Origin of the sequence: Paraeggerthella sp. LCP19S3_G8, from assembly GCF_052119225.1 — a bacterium.
GTDB lineage: Bacteria > Actinomycetota > Coriobacteriia > Coriobacteriales > Eggerthellaceae > Paraeggerthella > Paraeggerthella hominis.
Window position 1 is genome coordinate 36,886 of record NZ_JBQKFQ010000008.1, and the last position, 21,399, is coordinate 58,284.

Annotated in this window: 14 protein-coding genes; 5 read left to right on the forward strand and 9 right to left on the reverse strand. The window is 62.1% G+C overall.

Features of this window, described 5'->3' with window-relative positions:
- Window positions 1-250 precede the first annotated feature (250 nt).
- The 4 genes from ACTQZK_RS09715 to ACTQZK_RS09730 all read left to right on the forward strand — a co-directional run bounded on the left by ACTQZK_RS09715 (window position 251) and on the right by ACTQZK_RS09730 (window position 8,696).
- Window positions 251-3,304, forward strand: coding sequence for a molybdopterin-containing oxidoreductase family protein (locus tag ACTQZK_RS09715; protein ID WP_441899524.1), 3,054 nt, complete (start codon window positions 251-253; stop codon window positions 3,302-3,304).
- A 3-nt stretch (window positions 3,305-3,307) separates the two neighbouring features.
- Window positions 3,308-3,940, forward strand: coding sequence for a 4Fe-4S dicluster domain-containing protein (locus ACTQZK_RS09720; RefSeq protein ID WP_441899525.1), 633 nt, complete (start codon window positions 3,308-3,310; stop codon window positions 3,938-3,940).
- Window positions 3,940-4,809: a dimethyl sulfoxide reductase anchor subunit family protein gene (locus ACTQZK_RS09725; protein ID WP_441899527.1), complete on the forward strand. Its 870-nt coding sequence runs from the start codon at window positions 3,940-3,942 to the stop codon at window positions 4,807-4,809. Before ACTQZK_RS09720 ends, ACTQZK_RS09725 begins: the two co-directional genes overlap by 1 nt.
- Window positions 4,810-5,210: 401 nt before the next feature.
- Window positions 5,211-8,696 (forward strand): EAL domain-containing protein, encoded by a 3,486-nt coding sequence (locus ACTQZK_RS09730; protein WP_428420627.1) that lies wholly within the window; start codon window positions 5,211-5,213, stop codon window positions 8,694-8,696.
- Here the strand turns inward: ACTQZK_RS09730 and ACTQZK_RS09735 are convergent.
- The 5 genes from ACTQZK_RS09735 to ACTQZK_RS09755 form a co-directional block, all read right to left on the reverse strand.
- The gene (locus ACTQZK_RS09735) at window positions 8,693-9,568 is read right to left on the reverse strand and encodes a dimethyl sulfoxide reductase anchor subunit family protein (RefSeq protein ID WP_441899529.1); all 876 of its coding nucleotides are present in this window, start codon (window positions 9,566-9,568) and stop codon (window positions 8,693-8,695) included. The two genes, ACTQZK_RS09730 and ACTQZK_RS09735, sit on opposite strands and share 4 nt — an antisense overlap.
- A 9-nt stretch (window positions 9,569-9,577) precedes the next feature.
- Window positions 9,578-10,243, reverse strand: a complete 666-nt coding sequence (gene dmsD / locus ACTQZK_RS09740; RefSeq protein WP_231088228.1) for a Tat proofreading chaperone DmsD — start codon at window positions 10,241-10,243, stop codon at window positions 9,578-9,580.
- A 24-nt stretch (window positions 10,244-10,267) separates the two neighbouring features.
- Window positions 10,268-10,885 (reverse strand): 4Fe-4S dicluster domain-containing protein, encoded by a 618-nt coding sequence (locus ACTQZK_RS09745; protein WP_216528731.1) that lies wholly within the window; start codon window positions 10,883-10,885, stop codon window positions 10,268-10,270.
- 171 nt (window positions 10,886-11,056) lie between these two features.
- Window positions 11,057-11,671: a 4Fe-4S dicluster domain-containing protein gene (locus ACTQZK_RS09750; protein WP_114566194.1), complete on the reverse strand. Its 615-nt coding sequence runs from the start codon at window positions 11,669-11,671 to the stop codon at window positions 11,057-11,059.
- A gap of 29 nt (window positions 11,672-11,700) precedes the next feature.
- Window positions 11,701-14,148 carry a DMSO/selenate family reductase complex A subunit gene (locus ACTQZK_RS09755; protein ID WP_114566193.1) on the reverse strand — a complete coding sequence of 816 codons (2,448 nt, stop codon included), beginning with the start codon at window positions 14,146-14,148 and terminating at the stop codon, window positions 11,701-11,703.
- A 1,041-nt stretch (window positions 14,149-15,189) separates the two neighbouring features.
- Here ACTQZK_RS09755 and ACTQZK_RS09760 point away from each other — a divergent pair.
- On the forward strand, window positions 15,190-16,713 hold the full coding sequence (locus ACTQZK_RS09760; protein ID WP_418831104.1) for a helix-turn-helix transcriptional regulator: 1,524 nt from the start codon (window positions 15,190-15,192) through the stop codon (window positions 16,711-16,713).
- A 176-nt stretch (window positions 16,714-16,889) separates the two neighbouring features.
- Here the strand turns inward: ACTQZK_RS09760 and nrfD are convergent, their stop codons facing one another.
- The 4 genes from nrfD to ACTQZK_RS09780 all read right to left on the reverse strand — a co-directional run bounded on the left by nrfD (window position 16,890) and on the right by ACTQZK_RS09780 (window position 21,380).
- Entirely contained in the window at window positions 16,890-17,756 is an 867-nt protein-coding gene (gene nrfD, locus ACTQZK_RS09765) for an NrfD/PsrC family molybdoenzyme membrane anchor subunit (protein WP_418831081.1), read from the reverse strand.
- Window positions 17,757-17,763: 7 nt separating this feature from the next.
- Complete coding sequence (locus ACTQZK_RS09770; RefSeq protein ID WP_123191033.1) at window positions 17,764-18,300, reverse strand: 4Fe-4S dicluster domain-containing protein; 537 nt, start codon at window positions 18,298-18,300, stop codon at window positions 17,764-17,766.
- 1 nt (window position 18,301) lies between these two features.
- On the reverse strand, window positions 18,302-20,497 hold the full coding sequence (locus ACTQZK_RS09775) for a molybdopterin-containing oxidoreductase family protein (protein ID WP_441899533.1): 2,196 nt from the start codon (window positions 20,495-20,497) through the stop codon (window positions 18,302-18,304).
- 148 nt (window positions 20,498-20,645) lie between these two features.
- Entirely contained in the window at window positions 20,646-21,380 is a 735-nt protein-coding gene (locus ACTQZK_RS09780; protein ID WP_441899535.1) for a molecular chaperone TorD family protein, read from the reverse strand.
- Window positions 21,381-21,399: the final 19 nt, after the last annotated feature.

Below are 21,399 nucleotides of genomic sequence, written 5' to 3' on the forward strand. Positions count from 1 at the left end.
AGAGACCAAGCAGTAAAACACCAGGTCAAATGCACCTGTTCTTTTTCATGATTGCAAAATCATAAGAATTTATGATGCGCTGATCCCGCCCTCGCAAGCTTTAAGCGATGCTCGCAACCCCCTCGCATCCGTAAGGTCATGACCGCGGAAACGAGGGACTCTGCACCGTCGGGCCACGGTCCACGGCAGCCCCCTTCCCTCTCATCCGCAGACGAGGAGAAGACGAGAAGCAAGGAGAAGGAGGAGGAGTATGGATACACTGACCATGTCTCGACGCACGTTCGTCAAGACCGCAGCCATCACGGGCGCAACCGTCGCCGCGTTCGGCGCGTCGACGCGTACGGCGTTGGCAGACCAGACGTACAGCGAAGTTTCCGGCAACGACACCGTCGCCGTGAAGACGTGCTGCCGCGGCTGCGGCAAAATGGAATGCGGCGTTAAGGTCATCGTCCAGAACGGCCGCGCCATCCGCATCGAGGGCGACGAGGGCGCGTATCAATCGATGGGCAACTGCTGCACGAAATCGCAGTCGTCCATCCAGGCCGCGTACCACCCCGACCGTCTGCACTACCCCATGAAGCGCACCAACCCCAAGGGCGAAGAGCCCGGCTGGCAGCGCATCACATGGGACGAGGCGATGGAAACCATCATCAGCAACTTCATGGAGATCAAGGGCAAGTACGGCGGAGAGTCGATCGCCTGCCAGGTAGGCACCTCGCGCATCTGGTGCATGCACTCGGAGTCCATTCTGAAGAACATGCTGGAAACGCCGAACAACATCGAGGCGTGGCAGATCTGCAAGGGCCCGCGCCACTTCGCCACCACCATGGTGTCGCAGTTCGCCATGTCCTGGATGGAAACCATCACCCGACCGAAGGTATACGTACAGTGGGGCGGCGCTTCGGAGCTGTCCAACTACGACGACTCCTGCCGCACCACGGTCGACGTCGCGTCGCGCGCCGATATCCACATCAGCTGCGACCCCCGCATGGCCAACATGGGCAAGGAAGCCGACTATTGGCAGCACCTGCGTCCCGGCACCGACGGCGCACTGGCGCTGGCCTGGACCAACGTCATTATCGAGAAGAAGCTCTACGACGATCTGTACGTCAAGAAGTGGACGAACGCGCCGTTCCTCGTATGCGAGGACATCGAGCCGTCCGGCTTCCCCACCGTCCGCACCGACGGTTCGTACTGGGACGTGAAGACGCACCTGCTCAAGGAAAGCGACGTCAAAGAGGGCGGCAGCCCCTATAAGTTCCTCGTGTACGACAACAACTGGGAGAAGCTTGCCGCCGAGGGCGTCAAGCACGAGTACGGCCCCTTCACCTGGTTCAACGCCGACCAGGAAGGCGTCATCGACGAGACGGGCGGCTTCTGGGAAGGCGAGAACTACGACTCCGAGAAGGCGCGCCAGGGCCGCGAGGCCGCGCAGGACAACCTGCTGCCCGGCCAGACCCAGGGCTGGCTGCCCGACCCCATGCCGTTCGACCCCGCCATCGACCCCGCTCTTGAGGGCGAGTTCGAAATCGAGCTCAAAGACGGCAAGAAGCACAAGGTCAAGCCGGTTTGGGAGCACTACAAGGCTCGCGCCGCCGAGTTCAAGCCCGAGGTTGCCGCGGAAATCACCGGCATCCCCGCTTCCGAGATCGAAGCCGCCGCTACGGCGTACGGCACGCGCCTCGACCCGTCCACCGGCTACGGCAACGGCGGCATCCAGTACATGCTGGCCGTCGAGCACGGTTGCAACGCCATCCAGAACTGCCGCGCCTTCGACAACCTGGTGGGTATCACCGGCAACATGGACACCCCGGGCGGCAACCGCGGCCCGACAATCGTCCCCATCGACGGCGACCTGCAGGGCTTCAGCGCCTGGGCTCCGGGCGCATCCACCCCGCCGGCGGAAGTCAACCAGAAGCAGATCGGCATCGAGAAGTTCCCGCTGATCAGCTGGTGGCAGTACTGGTGCGACAGCCACTCGCTGTGGACCGCCGTGCTCACGGGCGATCCGTACCCGGTGCGCGCACTGTGGAACGAGTCCGGCAACTTCATGAGCCAATCCAACAGCACCACCGCTTGGGAAGCTCTGCTGTCCTTGGACTTCTTCGTGGACCTCAACCTGTGGCATACGCCGCAAAACGACACCGCCGACATCATCTTGCCGGTTGCGCACTGGATCGAGCTCAACTCGCCCCGCGCAAGCCAGGGTTCCGCCGGCGCCATGGGCGCTACCGTCAAGTGCGTGCAGCCGCCCGCGGAAGCCAAGTACGACCCCGAGATCGTCATGGATCTGGCGCGCCGCATGAAGTGGAAGTGGACCGACGAGCCGGGCAACGAGTGGCCCGACATCCAGTGGCAGCTCGACGACTCCATCAAGCTCCTGACCGACGACGAGCTGACCTACACCACGTGGCATGTTGAAAACGGCGTTCCCACCTACGAGCGCCACGGCGTTCCGATGGCGGAAGTCAAGCCCAAGTACAAGACATGGGACGAGTACGTGGCGGCCTTCCAGGAGCACGGCTGGTGGCAGGCCAAGGACATCGAGCCGCGCAACTGGGGCACGTACCGCCGCTACCAGACCGGCGCGATGCGCGCACGCGACCGCGTGTGGGCCCGCCTGGACTACACGGCCGGCAAGGGCATCGGCGACTGGAAGCCCGGCTGGTTCACCCCCACGATGAAGCAGGAGATCTGGTCCACCGTCATGGAATCCCACCATCCCGATCGCAAGGACTGGTGGCTGCCCAGCTGGGTCGAGCCGCCCCATGGCCCGAAGGACGGCGACCGCATCAAGGAGTACCCGCTGACCGCTACCACCGGTCGCCGCATTCCGGTGTACTTCCACTCCGAGCATCGCCAGCTTCCCTGGTGCCGCGAGCTATGGCCGATCCCCCGCGTGGAGATCAATCCCAAGACGGCTGCGGAATACGGCATCGAGCAGGGCGACTGGGTGTGGATCGAAACCGAGTGGGGCAAGATACGCGAAGTGGCCGACCTGTACTACGGTGTGGACGAGGACGTTATCAACCTCGAGCACACCTGGTGGTACCCCGAGGTGCAAGACGCTGGCCACGGATTCCAGTTCTCGCAGGTCAACCAGCTGATCGACCACGACGCCCAGGACCCGCACTCCGGCACGTCCAACCTGCGCGCCTACCAGGTGAAGATCTACAAGGCAACGCCTGAGAACTCGCCGTTCAACAACCCGGTGCCGTGCGACAGCAACGGCACGCCCATCATCCATACCTCCGACGACCCCCGTCTGAAGGAATGGCTGCCCGTCTACGAAGGGAGGGAGTAAGACATGACGAAGGCTATCATCACCGACCTCAACCGTTGCGTGGGCTGCCTGGCCTGCTCGGTTGCATGCAAGGCCGTGAACAACGTGCCCATCGGCAACTACTGGAACAAAGTCGTCCGCGTGGGGCCGAACCCCATCCCGGGCGGATCGGGCCAGTTCCCCGATGTGTACATGTACTTCCTGCCCATCGGCTGCCAGCACTGCCAGAACCCCGAGTGCGTGAAGGCGTGCCCGACCGAAGCCTCACATGTGGCCGAGGACGGCTCCATCCAGATCGATAAGGAAAAGTGCATCGGCTGCCAGTTCTGCGTCATGGCCTGCCCGTACGGCGTTCGCTACCTCAACGAAGAGGAAAAGGTCGTCGAGAAGTGCACGCTGTGCGAGCAGAAGCTTCTGCAGGGCGAGCTGCCCCAGTGCGTCAGCCAGTGCGGCGGCAACGCTCGCTGGGTGGGCGACACGGAAGAGGGCCTGGATTCCTACATGGGATCGTTCGACTCGGCCGACAAGCAGCGCAAGATGACCGAATTCCTGGAGCCGTTCGAGGAGTCCGATATCTACCACCTGCCCAACGTGGGCAACGACCCGGCGTTCTCGTTCATCTTGCGCGACCATCATTGGGAAGGAGGTGATGAGTAATGGAAACTCAGTGGCCTTTGGTTATCTTCACGCTGTTCGTTTGCCTGACGTGCGGCCTTCTGGCCAGCATGTCCATCCTGGCCATCAAGGGCCAGGGTCACAACCTGCAGATGCCGGCGCTCGTCACGTCGTTCGCATCCCTGGTGATCGGCGGCATCGGCGCCTTCCTACACCTGGAGCATTGGGAGCGCATCTTCAACGGCTTCGGCCACATCACGTCCGGCATCACCCAGGAGCTTATCGGGTGCGTGGCGCTGGGCATCGTGATCGTGATCTGGTTCGCGATGCTGCGCGGTGACAAGGCTCTGCCCAAGTGGCTGGCCATCGTCACGCTGATCGTGGCCGTCGGCATGGTGTTCGCAACCGCCCACTCCTACCTGATGCCGGCTCGTCCCGCATGGGGCATGGCGCTCATCGCCTTCTACCTGGGCAACGCCTGCCTGCTCGGCCCGGTGGCCCTGTGGTTCATCTCCGTTCTGAAAAAGGACGAAGCCGTCGAGAAAACGGCCATCCAGCTGACGTTCTTCGGCGCCATCGCCCAGCTGGTGGGCGACCTGATCTACGTGGCCGCCTGCGCCACGGCGACCATCGCCTCCTACGGCCACTACGCCGACCCGACGCAGATGACCACCGCGCCGGTGCATGTGGACAGCCTGCTGGCGGTCATGACCACCGGCGACGGAGCGATGATGTTCTGGCTGGCCCTCGTATGCGCCGTGCTTGCCCTTGCGTGCGCCCTCGTTGCCAAGAAGAAGGTCGGCGCGTCCAAGACGCTCATGATCGTGGCAGCCATCGTAGCCGTGGCAACGTCGCTCCTGTTCAGGGTTTTGATCTACCAGTTGGGATACTCGGTGTTCCTGCTGTACTAGCGCTTCATCCCGGCGCCTTCGGGCGCCGGACGCCCGATCTTCCCGGCATCAAGCTGCAAGCACCGGGAAGATCGGCGGAAGCGGGGCCCCTCCCTCCCCCAACGCCCCGTTTCCGCCGATCTATCGTCGCGTTGACAAGGCTCTCCTCCCTCCCTTCCGAATCAACGCGACAGATCAACAGCCGGCCCCTGGTTTTGCGTTTCCCCCTTTCTCCCTCCGCGTTGGAAAGCCAAGGGCCGGCATCTTCAACGAACGAGCCTCGAAAGGAAGCGAACGACGCCGACCGCTTCCCGCTTATTCGGATCTCTCCCTTGAGAATGCCCGTTTTTTGTCGCTGCTGGCCTTGACCATTACGCAAAGGCTCTACAATGGAGCAACCAGCAGAATCAAAGGGAGACCACATGCCGCGCACTCGCCTCCACAACAACGCGTCGACCGGACATGTATACGTCATAGACCACGAATACCGTATCGTGCACCTCGACCAAGCAGCCCGAAGGGTGTTTCCCAACGGGCGCATCGGCGCGCGATGCTACGAAAGCTTCCGAAGCCAATCGGAACCGTGCAAGGACTGCCCCTGGCAGCCAGGCGCGAACGAGCGCGTTACGCAAGCCGCCGTGTTCAGCGATCGACTGCAGCAGTGGTACGAAACCACCTGCCTGGAACTGGATTGGTTCAAGCACGGCCCCTGCGTCTTGTTCTCCAGCCGCCCGATTAGCACCGGAGGAGAAAACCTGTTCACGGCACTCAAAGAGCCCCTTTCCTACGACGAGCTGTTCGAGATCAACCTCACCGAGCAAACGTACAAAACGCTTTGCAACGAACCCGGCAAATTCAAAACGCTGCCGCCTGAAGGCTCGTTCGGCGGCACTCCGAAAAAAACGTTCGAAGGATTCGTGCACCCCGACGACATGCAGCGGTTTTTGGAATTCTGGAACCTCGAAACAATGCCCGAGCGCCTGGACAAGGCCGGCGGAACGCTGCAAGGGGAGTTCCGCAAAAGCTTGCAATCAGGCGACTGGGCCTGGACCTCGCAAAGCGTCGTTCCCGTAAAGCGAGGCCCCGACAGCGAAATCGTGGTCATGTGCTTCGTCTGCGACATCGACGCAAACGTGAAGCTGCGGGAAGACAGCCTGGAGAATGCCCATCTCGTCACCTTGAGGGAGCGAGATCAGCTAACCGGCCTGTACAACGCGGGCACGCTGTACAGAAAGGCCGAAGAGCTGCTGGAAAGCACGCCTGGCATCGTGTATGAAGCCGTCTACGTGGACATCGAGCACTTCAAGCTGTACAACGAATGGCATGGACACGAAGCCGGCAACGACATGCTGCGCGCCATAGCCGACCACGTATCGGATATCGCGGGCGCCAAGGGCGGAATCGCCGGGCATCTTGGCGGGGACGACTTCGTCCTGATCCTTCCACGCGGCCTGGTCACGCAGGAAAGCGTTGAGAAGCGGCTGAGAATGCCCCCGTTCGACTCCGAAGACGCCATCGGCTTCCAACCTGCCCTGGGCATCTGCGAGATCGATTATCCACGAACGCCCGTCATCACCGCCTGCGACCACGCCATGACGGCGATGAACAACGCCAAAGGATCGTACACCAAACGCGTATCGCGCTATCGGCCGTTCATGACCGAAGCGCTGGAGAGCGAAACGAAAATCCTGCTGGAAGTCAAGCGGGCTCTGGAAAACTGCGAGTTCGTTCCCTATTGGCAGCCGCAATGCAGCACCCGCACGGGGCGCATCGTTGGGCTGGAGGCGCTCGTGCGGTGGAAGCACCCCGAACGAGGGATCGTCGCGCCCGGCGAATTCGTCCCGGTGCTCGAACGAAACGGGTTCGTGACGTCGCTCGACCTGTACGTATGGGAAGCCGTGTGCCGCCAGCTGCGCGACTGGATCAACCGCGGCATAGACCCGCTGCCCGTCAGCGTGAACGTATCGCGCGTAGACATCCACACCATCGACGTGCCGGAAGCCATCGAAGACCTGACCAGGCGCTACGGGATTGACAGATCGCTTCTGGGAATCGAGATAACCGAAGGCGCGTACGCTGAAGACGAAAAGATAACCGACATGGTCAATCGGTTGAGGAACTTAGGATACGTCATCTTCATGGACGACTTCGGCAGCGGGTACTCGTCGCTCAACATGCTCAAGGACATCAACGTCGACGTGCTGAAAATCGACATGGGGTTCCTCTCCCAAGAAAGAAACGCTCGTCGGGGCGAAAGCATCTTGGAAGCCATCGTATCCATGGCCCGGCTTGTTGACCTTCGCGTTGTCGCCGAAGGAGCCGAAACGGAGCAGCAGGTCGATTTTCTGCAGGACATCGGCTGCGAATACGCCCAGGGCTACCATTTCCACAAGCCCATGTGCACAACGGATCTCGAAGCGCTTTTGAGCGACGAAGACGCCATCGATCGCCACGGCATTCTCGATGCCGCAATGCCCGCCATAGATATGCAGGCCCTCATGCGAGACAACGGCATCAGCCGCACCATGCTGAACAACCTCATTGGAGGCATGGCCGTGTACGCCGTGTACGACGACCACTACGAGCTGCTGCAAGTGAACAACGCCTACTATCATGTAACCGGATGCAACCCGGCCGCCCTCAAGGAGCGCCAGACTGTCATCTGGAAGCAGATTCACCCTGATGACCTGGGCATGGTGATGAGCGTCTTCGACGAGGCGGAACGCCACCCCGTCACCGGGGCGCAAGGCGTAGCCCGCCGCTACCGCATCAACGGCGATCTCATGTGGATGAAGGCACGCGTGTTTTTCCTGAGCCATCAAGAGGAGCGCCGCCTGTTCTACGCTTCGGTGGAAGACGTGACCAAGCAGCGCATGCACGCCATGGCCTCGCTCGGATCCGTAACGCAGCTTGGCCACGCATTCGAGCTGCTGGGCGCTCCGGCGATGAACCATTGGTACATCAACCTTTCGCGCAAGGCGTTCCTGAACGAGCAGGACCGAGCGCTCCTGAACGAAAAACTTGGCGTGCGCTTCGAAGACTGGAGCATGTACGACGTGGATGACGTTTTGAAAAGCGCCATCCGAACGAACCACGACAAAGAAGCAGTGCGCACGTTCCTGGACCAAAGCCGCATGCTCGACGATTTCTCGCAAGGCATAAGCTCGCGCAAGCTGGAATACCGTCAAGCGAAGCTCGAGTTCTCGCCGTTTTACGAAGACGGGGAAAGCGCCGACGAAGACCTGATCGACGACACCGCGTTTTGGGCCGAGCTCAATTACCACCTGATCCGCTTCGACGAAACCGGCGACGTGTACGTCTACCTGTACGCAATCGACGTGGACCAGCGCAAACGCCGCGAACTGAAACTTGAAAGCCAGGTTGATCACGACGCTCTTACCGGCCTGCCCAACCGCCAAACGGGCATGACGCGCATCCATAACCTGATTGAAAAAACGGTTGAGAAAAAAGCCGTGGGGGCCTTCGCCATCATCGATCTGGACAACTTCAAGTCGATCAACAACCGTTACGGATACCTATGCGGAGACACCGCGCTCTCGCACATGAGCCGCCACCTCCGCACGGCCCTTTGCAAGGAATCCCTTATCTGTCGCTGGGATGGAGACGAGTTCGTGGCGTACTGCGAGGGCATTTCAAAGGAAGAGGCTTCCGAGCGCATGCGGGCGTTGTGCGAAAGAACCTGGGAAACGGAAGCCGAACCCGGCCAGGTCATTGGCCTTTCGGTGTGCGCAGGCGTCTCCCTTGTTCCCGATCACGCAACCAGCTTCGAGCAGGCCTACGAAAAAGCCGATGTGGCGCTACGGCGGGCAAAGGAAGCGGGGAAGGGCCGCTTCTTCGTGCACGATCCCAACCAGCAGCAAGCGCACGGCCACGACCACCTTCCCTAGATGCCCATTCCCACGGTCATGTGCATCATGTAGAACGCAAAGCGCATGACGAAAATGCCAACCAGGGCAGACCCCGCCGCGGCAAGCGCGCCGGGCATGCTCAAGCGCGAACAGCCCCACAGGGCGAACGCGTCCAAGCCTACAGCCAGCGCGCCCGCAGCGGCGAACACGCCGACCATCGCCCCGAACCCCGGAACCAGGTCGGCCGCCGTGGTAAACGAGTTGCCGATAAGGGGAAGCTCGGCCCCCTGCAAAACAAAGCCTCCCACATTGAGCGCAAGAGCGGCTGCGGCTGCGGCAACCAAAACTCGGCCCCAACGACCGCGCACGCCCCCATATCCCGCCGCGCACAGGCCCGCAATCGCAAGAACAGGGCCTCCGACCAGGGAATTCAATATCAAGTTAAGCGGAACGTAAACCGTGTGCCACGACGCGATGGTTTCGGCCGCGTACGCAAAAGCAACCGCAATCACAAATCCAACGCCAGCGATCATCGCCGCCATCAGCCACAGACGCTGCAACAAGGGACGCGGATGCTCGGCAAAGCAATACAGCCAGTACAAACCGGCAAGCGCCAAGAACAGCACCGCGCAGAACACCTCAGTGGAAAGCGGACTGCGCCCGACGCCTAAAAACACGTAGAGCGCGTTCGCAGGATTTCCCAGATGCGTGGCCGAAGCCACCAAGCCCACCATGGATACGACCAACGGAGCAGCAAGAAACACGTTGAGGCGCTGGCGCATGGCCGCATCGGTTCCGCGCGCCAGCACGGGTACGGCCATGCAGAGGTACGCGACAACGCCCGATGGCGCAAGCGTCGTGAACAGCACCAGCGTGATCTCGCTGAAAGCGGTGTCGAATCCCGTGATCACAAGCGTCCTCTAGCGGTAGAACCGCGGATAGACAACCTCGAGCCCCAGCTCGTCTTGAATCCCCTCAAGCGACGCCTTCGTCAGGCGGGCAAGGCCCTCGTAAAACGGCTGCTCGGCTGCTTCGGCCAGCTGACCGAGAAAATGAGAAGACCAGGTAAGCAGGTGCAAGCGCATAAAATCGTCGAGCGCTTCCGGCTTCTCGCGGGCAATCCAGGCCATAAGCGCAAGCATCAGGCCGATATGATCCTCGGGCGTTTTATCGTCCACCAGGCGCTCGATACCCTGCTCGCGCATCCAGGCGCGCAGCTCAAGCGTGCTCTTGCCGAACACCACGCACTCGCGATCCGTGTACACCGAGCCCCACGGGGGAGCCGGCTTCACGGCGGGGCCGATGAACAGGCGACGATACTCCCAGACCAAAGCCTCATCGTCGATGCCATTCGCAAGCCCTTGCGCAATCAAGCCCAGGTCGCGACGCGCCTCTTCCTCATCCGCAAAGGGCCATTCGGCAGCGGCAGCGGCGGCATCGAGCGCAGCCATCGCGGCGAACGCCTCCTTCGCATCGCCCGTTTTCGGGTCCTGCAAGAAAAACGGCGCGAGCGTTTCGCCCGTAAAGGCAACGGCTTCGAGCACCAGATCCTTGTGTTCCTCCATGAGCAGTCCTCTCTCCCTCATGCTTGTCTTCTATCGGCTTGCTTGCTACAGCACTTCAAGCGGATTCACGATGCGCCCGTCCTTCGACTCCGATGGCCGTGCGTCCGAGCACGGCCGCACGAACAGGTTCGGAGCCGTTGCCGAAGCCTTGGGAAGCGGGGCGATGTCCGCGCGACGCCCAAGTTTCTCCATGGCTTCGAACGGGCCGAAATCCAAAGCGCGCGCCGGGCAAGCCTCAACGCACACCGGCTTCTTCCCCTCGTCAATGCGATCCCGGCAACCGTGGCATTTCACGGAATGCCCCTTTTCGCGATCGACCTTCGGGGCGTTGTACGGACACGACAGGTGACAGTACCCACAGCCAATGCAGCGACGCACGTCCACCAGCACCAGGCCCGATTCGGCCTCTTTATGCATGGCTTCGGTCGGGCACACCCGCACGCATGCCGGGTTCTCGCAATGGCAGCACGACACCGACACGCTGTACGCGAAGCACGTCGTGGCGAAACCGTCGCCCCGGCGAACCGTTTCGCCTCCGGTGTATTCGTACACTTTGCGATACGCCGTGCCCACGTCAAGATCGTATGCGTCCTTGCAGGCAAACTCGCAGGTTTTGCACCCGGTGCAGCGCGACGCGTCAAAAAAGAATGCCCGCTGAGACATGCAACGATCCCCCTTTCGTCAACATCCGAGCACGCACGCCCCTTACCGAAAAGGCGGGGCACGCCTATTTTAGCGTACCCCGCCTTTGTCCTACGGAACGTCGAGCGGATTCACGAACCCTCGGCAAGAGAGCCGCACGCCCGTCGACCGTCCGCATTCAGGCGATAGAGCCTACGCAACCTCAAGCGGGTTGACCACCTCGGCGCCGCCCACCGGCTGCGCGTCGGCAGAAGCCTTGACGAAGAAGTTCGGAGTGGTTTCCGATACGTCGGGCAAAGGCGCGATGTTGGCGCGCTCGCCCAGCTTCGCCATCTCCTCAGCCGTGCCGAAGTCAAGGGCGCGAGCCGGGCAGGCCTCCACGCACACCGGCTTCATGCCGGCGGCAACGCGATCGGCGCAACCGTGGCACTTGACCGACTTCTTGGCCTCTTCGTCGACCTTCGGAGCGCTGTAAGGGCACGTCAGAGCGCAGGTGCCGCAGCCGATGCACTTCTCGCGGTCAACCTCGACGAAGCCCGTTTCGGAATTCTTCGAGATAGCCGCCTGCGGGCACTTGGCCATGCAGACCGGGCTGTCGCAGTGGTTGCACGACATGGACACCGGGTAGCTGACGCACGTCGTGGTGATCGCGCCGTCGGCGTCGCGCGTGGTCTCGCCCAGCGTGGCCTCGAAGACCTTGCGGAACGTCAGGCCCACGCCCAGATCGTTGAAATCCTTGCACGACATCTCGCAGGTTTTGCAACCGGTGCAGCGCGTGCCGTCAAAGTAGAATGCCATTTGAGACATGATATATCATCCTTCCTGAAGCTCGCCGCTTACGCCTTCGCAACCTGGCAGATGTTCGTGTGCTGGGGGTTGCCCTTCGACAGAGGAGAGGGACGCTGGGTGGTCAGCGTGTTGATGCTGCCGCCCTTGTCCACGCCGCCCTTGCGGTCGCCGTCGTACCAAGCGCCCTGGGACACGGCCACCACGCCCGGAAGCGTACGCGGCGTGACCTTCGCCAGCAGCTCGATGGAGCCGAACTCGTTCTTGACCTGCACGGTATCGCCCTGCTTGATGTTGCGGGAAGCCGCGTCGGCCGGGTTGATCCATGCCTCCTGCGGGTTGACTTCCTTCAGCTCGGGCATGAAGCCCCACGAGGAGTGGATGCGGCCGCGATAGTGGAAGCCGTTGAGCACCAGCGGATACTCGTCGGTGGTCGTCTCCACGCCGTACCATTCGGGAACGTACACGGGAATCGGGGGCAGCGTCGCCATGCCGGACAGCGTATCGCCCTCGGTTAGTTCCCAACCCTCGGTGAACTGCAGCAGCTTCTCGGAGAAGATCTCGATCTTGCCCGACGGCGTCTCGAGCGCGTTGGCCACGGGATCGTCACGGAACTTCTTCATGGAGATGACCGGAGCGTAGTCGCGCGTGTACACGCCCATCTCCACGGCCTCGTCCCACGTGGGAAGCTTCTCGTCCTTCTCGCGCGAGGTCTCGTAGATGCTCTTGATCCAGTCGTCCTCGGTTTTGCCCTCGGTGAACTGGTCCTTGACGCCCAGCTTGTCGGCCATGAGCTCGGCCATTTCGTAGGCGGTCTTGCGCTCGAACTTCGGCGTGGTGCAGGCCGTGCCCGTGATCATGTAGCCCGTGTCGGAGCCGGTGGCGATCTGCGACGTCTGCTCGAAGCGGAACAGGTCGGGCAGGATGATGTCGGCGTACATGAGCGAATCGCACAGCACCGTGTCAACGCCCAGGATGAACTCGCACTTGGACTCGTCAGCCAAGACCTCGTGTGCCTTGTTGATGTCCGAATGCTGGTTCGTCAAGCAGTTGCCGGCGTAGTTGATCATGTACTTGATGCCGGTGGACAGCTGATCGACGCCCTTGACGCCTGCGTTCTTCGAGGTCATTTCCGGACCGTGATCGATAGCGTCGGTGAACAGGAAGCACGGGATGGAAGCCTTTACCGGGTTGTCGCCCTTGGGCAGCGAGCCGAGCGAAGGAGCGTTGCGCGCTTCACGCGTGCCGTTGCTGGTGCCCGGCAGGCCCACCTGGCCGACGAGGCACGGCAGGGTCATGATGGACCAGGCCGTCCATTCGCCGTTGCTGCGGCGCTGCGGCCCCCAGCCCTGGTTCACGTAGAGCGGCTTGGTGGTGCCGATTTCCTGAGCCAAGCTGCGAATGCGATCGGCGGGGATGCCGGTGATCTTCGCGGCCCACTCGGGGGTCTTCTCCACCATGTCGTAGCCCTCGCCCATGATGTAGGCGCGGTAGGACATGTTCTTGCCCTGGTACGCTTCGGGCATGGTCTCCTCGTCGTAGCCCACGCAGTACGTGTGCAGGAAGTCGAGGTCCACCATGTCGTTGGCGATCAGCTCATGGGCGATGCCGGCAACGAGCGCGGCGTCGGTGCCCGGGTTGATGGGCAGCCACTGGTCGGAGTGGCCCATGATGGAGTCGTTCATGCGGGGGTCGATCATGTAGATCTTCGCGCCGGTCTTCTCGCGCAGGCTCACCCAGTCGTAGTGCGTGGTCAGGCCGCCCTGACGCGTTTCCGTGGGGCTGGAGCCGAAGATCAGGATAAGGGCGGAGTCGCGCGCAGCGCTGAAGGAGCTGCCACCGTTGCCCTTGGCACCGTACATGTACGGCGTGATGCAGGAGATCTGCGCCGTGGAATAGCTGTTGTAGTAATTCAGGTAGCCGCCCACCAAGTTCAGCACGCGGTTGAACGGACGCGACGTGGTTGCGGACACGCCGGTAGCGTACGGGACGTACACGGCCTCGTTGCCGTACTTCTCGATAACTTCCTTGAGCTTCGTCATGGAAGTCTCGATGGCCTCTTCCCAGCTGATCTGCTCCCACTTGCCCTCGCCGCGCTTACCGACGCGCTTCATGGGGTAGTTGAGGCGGTCCGGGCTGTTCATCCAGCGACGATAGCTGCGGCCGCGCAGGCATGCGCGAGGCTGCGGATCGTCGAAACCGGCATCGGAGCTGGTGTAGGTATCAACCCACACAACCTCGTCGTCCTGCACGTGGAACTTCAAGCTGCAGCGACCCGGGCAGTTGATGGCGCAGTGGCCCCAGGTGATGGTCTCCTCGGCGCCCACGGTGTTCGCGCCCGTCACCTTTGCGTCGGCGGCCTCTTCCTTCGGCGCCTCCGCCTTAGGCGAGCAGCCGAACAGCGCGCCGCTGCCAAGCGCGGCAGCGCCCAGACCGGCGAGCGTCGAGCCCTTCACGAACGTGCGGCGCGACAGCGTGGAGTCATTAGAACCTAGCATGTTCCCTCCCTCTCCTCTATCTTCCTCGTCTTGCCAACCGGCTCGCCTCGTCCTGCGAACCGTAGCCTTCCGAGCGGGAAAGAGACGGAAGCCCGTGCACCAGGCAACGATGCGCTCAGCCCCTCCCCCTTGCTCAAAAGCTGTCGTCATTCTAGGAGAGGGCGCTTGCCGGCGTGTCACATAAAATATGCGAATTTGAAGTATACCCAGGTCAGAGACTGTCACATACGGTCGTCACCAAGCAACTGGCCCTGCAAGCACCAGCACGGCGCAACACGGCGCGCCAACGACGGCGCCGACGCAGGAGGCTTCTTCCGCGTGCCGCAGGGCACATCTCGCGTGCCCGATCCAACAGCGCGCCTGCGTGGAAACGCGATCCGCGATCAAGCTAGAGACAGCGCCAACCCGCAAACCAAACCGCCGTCAGCGAGAAATCGCCATGCCGCGCACGAAAAACCGGCTTTGCTGGCAGGTTTTGACGGTTTGAGGTCGTCTGACCCGACTGCGCGAGCGTCATCGAAAACGCAATGCGGAAGCGCGGCCTTCTGACCAGGCAAAACAAAAACCGAGCCGAACAACAACGAAGCCAAGGCCCGGCACAACGACCTCAAACCGTCAAAACCTACCACGAAACCCGATTTCGCGAGTGCGCGGGCCCTCGTCAGGTGGCGCCAACGCCGCGAGCAGCGCTCAATCGAATGCATCGAGGGTCGTGCGCGCTGCGTCCGCATCGCAGAGCGGCATCCACGCGGCAACCGCCGCCCGCGGCGCAGCCCGCATACCCGCACGCGGTCGCAAACCCCCTCGCCATGCGCGCGAGCGCCCCCTGCGCCAGCAAGCCGAGCCCGAGAATCGCTTGCCGCACCATCGAAGTCGGGTATACTGCACAGGCACAAACGCTCTTCAACCTTGCAGGGAGCAACCGTGTCCATTAAGAGCATCGCCCATATCCTCAAGCCGAACGTCACGTCGCTCGGCTATGGCTTGTTCATCGCCATCAACGCCGCCGGCGTTTGGGGCGGCGTGTTCCCCTTCCTGCCCATGGAGTTCCAAACGCCGCAGATCGTGTTCTGGTTCTTCCTGGCGCAATCGCTCGTGTTCTCGTTCAGCTACTTCGCCAGCGCGTTGGGCGTGTACTTCTTCCCCGGCCCTACGCGCACCTTCATCGTGCGCCTGGCCACCATGCCCTACCTGCTGGGATGGTGCTGCCTGATAGCCGCCATCTATCTTGACGGATACAAGCTTCCGCTCGTGGTTGCCGGCGGCGCGCTGCTGGGCCTGGGCTCCGCCGGGTTCTACATGCTGTGGCAGCGCGTGTTCGCAAGCCAAGACTCGGATTCGGGCAACCGCGACCTCATCTTGGGCACGGCATGGGGAGCCTTGCTGTATTTTTCGCTGTACCTTATTCCCCAGGCGGTGACGGCATTTCTCATCCCCCTGGTGTTCCTGCCGCTGTTCGGGCTGACCATCGCGCTGAAAAGCCGCCAGATCGACCGCGAGCAATCCATGTTCCAGGACATCCCCCGCGAGCATCCGCGCGTATACAAGCGCGTAATCGAAGACTATTGGCGCAGCGCCCTGTGCGTGGGCGCGCTGGGATTCTGCACGGGCATCATGCGGGCGCTGGCCATCGGGGAACCTTCGGTGGGATCGCTGGTGAACGTGCTGTCCATGGGCGGATCGCTTACCGCCGCGGTGGTGCTTCTGGTGTTGTGGCAGTTCAAGAACCTGCGCGTGAACGTCGTGGGGGCGTACCGCATATTCTTCCCCTTCGTTATCACGTCGTTTCTGCTGCTGCCGTTTTTCCCGGTCGAATATCAGCGTTGGCTGGCCGCCGTTCTGTATGCGGTGTACAGCGTGGCCATCATGCTCATGATGATCCAATGCGCGCAAGCGTCGCGCGACCGCGGCATCAACCCGGTGTTCATCTACGGCTTTTTCGCGGGCATCGTGTACGTGCTGCATGACGTGGGCTTTGCCGGAGGAACCTTCGCAGAGCAGATCATGGTTACGGGAATTACGCCGATCGCCGTGATTGCGCTGGTGGCCGTATACTTGCTGGGCCTCATGTACTTCGTGGGGCAGGGCGGTTTCAAGCGCATTCTGCGCCATGCGGGAGAAGGTGCACAGCACGAGGCGGCGGCAAGCATCGAGCTGGTCGCCCTGCGTCCGCGCGACGAGAAAATGCGACCCGTCGACGCGTCGCCCGCCTCCAACGAACCGGCAGACAGCTCCGCCGCAACGCCCGATCCGCCGAAAAAGCGCCGAGCGGCACGTGCGGAATCCCCTAAAACAAGCGCCGACGCCGCGCCCGTTTACCAGGACCGCATTTCCAAACAAGCAGCCCTTTTGCAGCAGCACTACCGCCTGAGCGCGCGGGAAGCCGAGGTCATGGAGCTGATCGCGCGAGGCAACACGGTCGCGCGCATCGCCGAAGAGCTGATCGTGTCGGAAAACACCATCCGCACCCACTCGAAGCGCATCTACGCCAAGCTGGCCATCCACAAAAAGCAAGAGCTCTTGGATCTGATTGAGTCTTTCGACCCGAACGACCTGCGAGAATAGCCGCGCATCTTGCGGCCAAAGCCGACGAGCGACGGCGAAGAATACGAGGGGGCGCCGCGAAGAGAAAGGGGAGAAAGTCGCGGCGCCCCAAGGAGGAAGATCGACGGCGCCGCAGGAGGGGGAAGCGCGGGCCGCCTTCGCATCCGCCGAGAAACCCGGCGGATGCACGAATATGCTTACAAGTACATAACCGGAAGCGCTGCCAGGATAACCAGCAGGCGCAGCAGGAAGCCGCCCACCAGCACGCCGGCCTCGCCCACCACGCTCACCGCAAGCGAGGTCGTGGACGTTTCCACGCGCTTCGCGATGAACACCGGGTAGCCCTCGATCAAAAGCGGCGCCACCAGGCCCAACAGCACGATGCCGCCCCAGAACGCCGGCGCGTACGGGCCAGCCACCAGCGACTGCACCGACGCGGCGCCTTCGTAGCTGCCAGCGCTCACGATGACCAGCATCGTCGCAAGAACCACGATCTCGACAACGGACAGAATCACATGCGACTTCTTAACGAGCCACATCTGCTCGAAGCGCTCGCGATCCACGATAAGCCCCACCAGCGACGTTGCCGCCAAACCAGCCGACAGCGCCGACACCACGAACAGGATGGGCAAAATGGCGTTGTTCCACAGCGGGAACGCCTTCACCACGCCCAGCAGGAAGCCCGTGTAAGCCGCCACGGCAAACGCGAGCACGACGCCGATCCACATGAGCCACTTCGGCACGCGGCGCTTCAGAAGCTCAAGCACCGCAGCCGCCAGAACAACGGGCATGTAGATGCAGATGAAGTACACGCCCAGTGTCATAACCGACCCGGGATTGGAAACAAGCAGGAAAAAGCGCAGCGGGTTGTGCAGCCCGGCTTCAGCGTCCAACATGAGCATAAGCAGGCCGATGCCCAGAAAGATGGGCGCGATGATGCGCCCGGCCACGCGCATCTTCACGCTTTCGGGGTACTTGGCCTCGACGAACGCGGCCGTTAGAAACGCGCCCGCCGACGCGCCGGCCAAAAACAGGTACCACGCGATCATAGGTCCCCAAACCATGGCTTCATCACCTCACGTAATAGATTTTCGAAACGGTCAGATTGTCAGCGAGCGGCTGCGCATGGTAGTGCGCGATAGCCTGGTTGATCTCGCTGTTGGGATCATCCAGGTCGCCGAAGATGCGCGCGCCCGAAATGCAGGTTCCCACGCACGCAGGCGGGTTGCCCGGATTCTGGCCGTCCCAGCAGAAGCGGCACTTCTCCACCACGCCAGTTGACTCCTGCACGATGCGCGCGCCGTAAGGGCACGCGGCCATGCAGTACTTGCAGCCGATGCACTTTTCCGCATCCACCAGCACCACGCCGGAATCAGTGATGTAGGTGGCATGCGTCGGGCAAACCGCCGCGCACGGCGCGTCCTCGCAATGCATGCACTGGGTGGGCACAACTTCGTTGTACACGTTGGGGTACTCCCCCGTTTCGATCTCGTGATATTTGATGAACGACTCCGTCGGCTCGAGATGGTTCTTCATCTGGCACGCCACGCGGCACGCCGAGCATCCCACGCACTTCTTCGTGTTGATGAGCATTCCGTACCGTGTCATGTTACGCCCCCGCCTTCTTCACCGTAACGGCCACTTCCTGGCTCATCATCGAGCCCACGCCCGGTTCCGCATCAAGCGGAATAAAATCGGTCAGACTGATGCCGTACTGATACGCGCGCGTTTGAGCAGGGGAATCCCCGCCGTAATGCGTGGGCAGGAACACCACGCCCGGCTTGAGGCGCTGCGTCACGCGAACTTCCACCTGGCCGGTGTGCTCGCTTGACGACACCTCGACCGTATCGCCGGTTTCAACGCCTATGTCCTGAGCGTCCTTGGCCGACATCCACAGCCGCTCCATGTGGTACTCGCGCGAAATGGCATGCAGCGCTTCGATGTTCTGCGTCATGGTGTGGGAGTGAATGCCCTGCTTGCCGCCGACGATGGCGAACTCCCCTTCCTTGAACGCCACCTTGCGCGGAATCCAGCCGATCACCGGGTTGAGCCCTGCTTCGGCGAACTTGTCCGTCTTGAACTCGAACTTGCCCGATGCCGTCTTGAACTTCGGAGGACCGTACTCGAAGGGGGCGGCGGGAAGCTCCATCACGCCCTCGCGCTTCAAATCCTCGATGTCGACGCCCACCGTCGCCAGCTGCGCAGCAGCCCAGTCTTCGGCCGTGAATTGGAAGAATTGCCCTACGCCGCATGCCTGCGCCAAGCCGTTGAATATCTCGTCGCACGTCTTCGTTTCCGGATGAATCCGGTCCAAGACCACCGTGCGCATGCCCACGAAGTGCTTCTTGCCGCCCACGAACTCGGGCAGCTCCAACCGCTCGAGATACGTCACCTCGGGCAGCACGTAATCGGACTGGAGCGCCGTTTCGGACATCTGCACGTCGATGGTCACCACAAGATCGGTCTTGCTCAGCGCCTCGGTCCACGCCTTCGGCTGCGCGTAGCCCTTCGCCGCGTTGGAGTTGTAGAAGAACAGGCCCTTCAGTCGTCCGTCAAGCGCTGCCTGCAATGCAGCCACGTTCGTTCCCGCACTTGAAAGCACCAGCGGATACTCCTTGTCGCCGATGCGCTTCGCCTCGGGCTTCGGCGGCTCGGCGAAACGAGCGTCAGCAAGGGCGCCAACCTTGGGCGAGGACGTGATCAGCGCGCCGCCCTTCGCGCCCCAGCTGCCCAGCAGGGCGTTGATCGCCGTGATGGCACGCGCCGTTTCGAGCGAGTTCTTGTACGAGCAGCCGATAACCGAGCGCCATCCAGACTCGATAGACGCAGCGGGCGCGGCGGCGGCCATAGCACGGGCCAGCTCCTTGATGCGCTCGGCCGACACGTCGGTTATTTCCTGCGCCCAGGCCGGCGTGTACCCTTTGGCCTGCGCGGCGAACTCGTCAAAACCGTAGGTGTACTGCTCGACGAAGTCATGGTCGTACAGGTCTTCCTCGATAAGCACGTTCGCCATGGCCATGAGCAGCGCCAGATCGGTTCCGGGGTTGATGGGAACCCAGTCGCTCGCGAAAATGCCGGAGTTGTTCAGGCGCGGGTCCACCACGACCACGCGCGTTCCGTGCTCGGCGGCATCGGCCAAGCTATGCACCGACGACGGGCGGATGCCGTCGCCGTAGCTGCGGCCGATGAACATGACCATCTTCGCATTGGCGAAATCGTTCGAGAAACCCGTAGCTCCGATGGTCAGCTGGTAGGCGCTTTCCTTCGACAGGTTGCATGACGAGGAATGCGCGTACACGTTCGGCGAGCCCAGCGCATGCATGAAGCGCTTGGAGTACTGCTTGCCCGACGGGCGCGGATCCTGGATGATGGCCAACGACTCCGGTCCGCTTTGAGCGATGACGTCCTTCACCTTCTGCCCAATCTCGGCAAACGCAGTGTCCCAGTCGATGGGCTCGAACGAGCCATCCTCCTTGCGGCGCAGCGGCTGGGTCACGCGCTCGTCGGAATACGCCAACTGAGCCAAGCCATGGGCGCGGGCGCAGATGCGGCCTTGGGCGTACGGGTGGATTTCGTTGCCGCGCAGCGTCCACAACCGCCCGTCAACCGTTGTGGCAACCAGCCCGCATTTGCTCGAGCACCCGTTACACAACGACGGAGCCTCCACCGCCCTGCCTGTTTGTCCGCCGGCTTCGGCAGCTTGAGCGCGCCAAGCGCCCACCGAAAGCGAACCCGCTGCTGCAAGGGCCGCCGTCGCCGCGGTTCCCTTCAGAAACGTTCGCCTTGAAACATCCGAAATGAACATTCCGCCTCTTCCTTTCCCTGTTGTCAAATCTCGTCTTCGCTCGTCTATCGGCGTCGAAACGCCTTGAACCCTTGAACACCGCTGCACGCAGCGGATGATCACTTGGAACGGTTCGACGCGCGCATGCGTCGAACTGCCGGAAGAGCCCTCACGCCAGCACAGGCTGACCTGATCGCGCGACAACCTCGTTTGCCAAGTGCTGCGTCACGCCGAGCAGCGCTCGCACCTGCGCGATGCCGCGCAGCACCGCGTCAAGCGCATCGGCATGAGCATGAGCATCGGAGCCGAACAGCAACGGCGCTTCTTCAGCCCGACGGGAAAGAGCCTTGTCGTAGCTCCCAAGCCAATCGAAGTGGTCGGCAACAAGATCGCGCGCAGCAACGCGGTTTTCGCACTGCGCGTACAAAGCAAGCAGGTCCAGCAGCAGCGAAAGATGATCAGGAGCAGCCGCGAACCGCGCGGGAACGTCGATCTCGAGCGAGCGGTACACGGCCTGAATATGCCGGGCGGAATCCCCCAGGAACAAACCGCGCGATGCCCCATAGCCGTTGCCCGGCTCTTGGGACCACGGCTTGTACAAAGACTCCACGGGCAGCGCCGCAAGCGGCATCCCGGATGCGAGCACGTTACGCTGAAACGCGGCGCGGTCGGGCCAGTCGAACGGAGCCGACAGCGCTCGCTCCCACGAATCGGCCTCCTCGGCCGACCGAGCCAAGCTGCGCGCGGCGCTTCGCGCGCACTCCCCCGCACCGCTTTGCAGAACCTGTGCGTATTCCTCTTCACTTAAACATGTGAACAGAGGTGCAATAAGTGATAATGTACGTGCCAAAGCCAGTTCCGCCCGCATGATCTCGTCCTCTCTCGTCGGGACAATCGTAGGCATCTGGAAAACTCGGCAGGTA

What these genes read in the sequence shown, in the direction of transcription:
- ACTQZK_RS09715 (WP_441899524.1), top strand. Translation starts at nt 251, where the DNA reads ATGGATACACTGACCATGTCTCGACGCACGTTCGTCAAGACCGCAGCC.
- ACTQZK_RS09720 (WP_441899525.1), top strand. Translation starts at nt 3,308, where the DNA reads ATGACGAAGGCTATCATCACCGACCTCAACCGTTGCGTGGGCTGCCTG.
- ACTQZK_RS09725 (WP_441899527.1), top strand. Translation starts at nt 3,940, where the DNA reads ATGGAAACTCAGTGGCCTTTGGTTATCTTCACGCTGTTCGTTTGCCTG.
- ACTQZK_RS09730 (WP_428420627.1), top strand. Translation starts at nt 5,211, where the DNA reads ATGCCGCGCACTCGCCTCCACAACAACGCGTCGACCGGACATGTATAC.
- dmsD (WP_231088228.1), bottom strand. Translation starts at nt 10,243, where the DNA reads ATGAGGGAGAGAGGACTGCTCATGGAGGAACACAAGGATCTGGTGCTC.
- ACTQZK_RS09745 (WP_216528731.1), bottom strand. Translation starts at nt 10,885, where the DNA reads ATGTCTCAGCGGGCATTCTTTTTTGACGCGTCGCGCTGCACCGGGTGC.
- ACTQZK_RS09750 (WP_114566194.1), bottom strand. Translation starts at nt 11,671, where the DNA reads ATGTCTCAAATGGCATTCTACTTTGACGGCACGCGCTGCACCGGTTGC.
- ACTQZK_RS09755 (WP_114566193.1), bottom strand. Translation starts at nt 14,148, where the DNA reads ATGCTAGGTTCTAATGACTCCACGCTGTCGCGCCGCACGTTCGTGAAG.
- ACTQZK_RS09760 (WP_418831104.1), top strand. Translation starts at nt 15,190, where the DNA reads ATGGAGTTCCAAACGCCGCAGATCGTGTTCTGGTTCTTCCTGGCGCAA.
- nrfD (WP_418831081.1), bottom strand. Translation starts at nt 17,756, where the DNA reads ATGGTTTGGGGACCTATGATCGCGTGGTACCTGTTTTTGGCCGGCGCG.
- ACTQZK_RS09770 (WP_123191033.1), bottom strand. Translation starts at nt 18,300, where the DNA reads ATGACACGGTACGGAATGCTCATCAACACGAAGAAGTGCGTGGGATGC.
- ACTQZK_RS09775 (WP_441899533.1), bottom strand. Translation starts at nt 20,497, where the DNA reads ATGTTCATTTCGGATGTTTCAAGGCGAACGTTTCTGAAGGGAACCGCG.
- ACTQZK_RS09780 (WP_441899535.1), bottom strand. Translation starts at nt 21,380, where the DNA reads ATGCCTACGATTGTCCCGACGAGAGAGGACGAGATCATGCGGGCGGAA.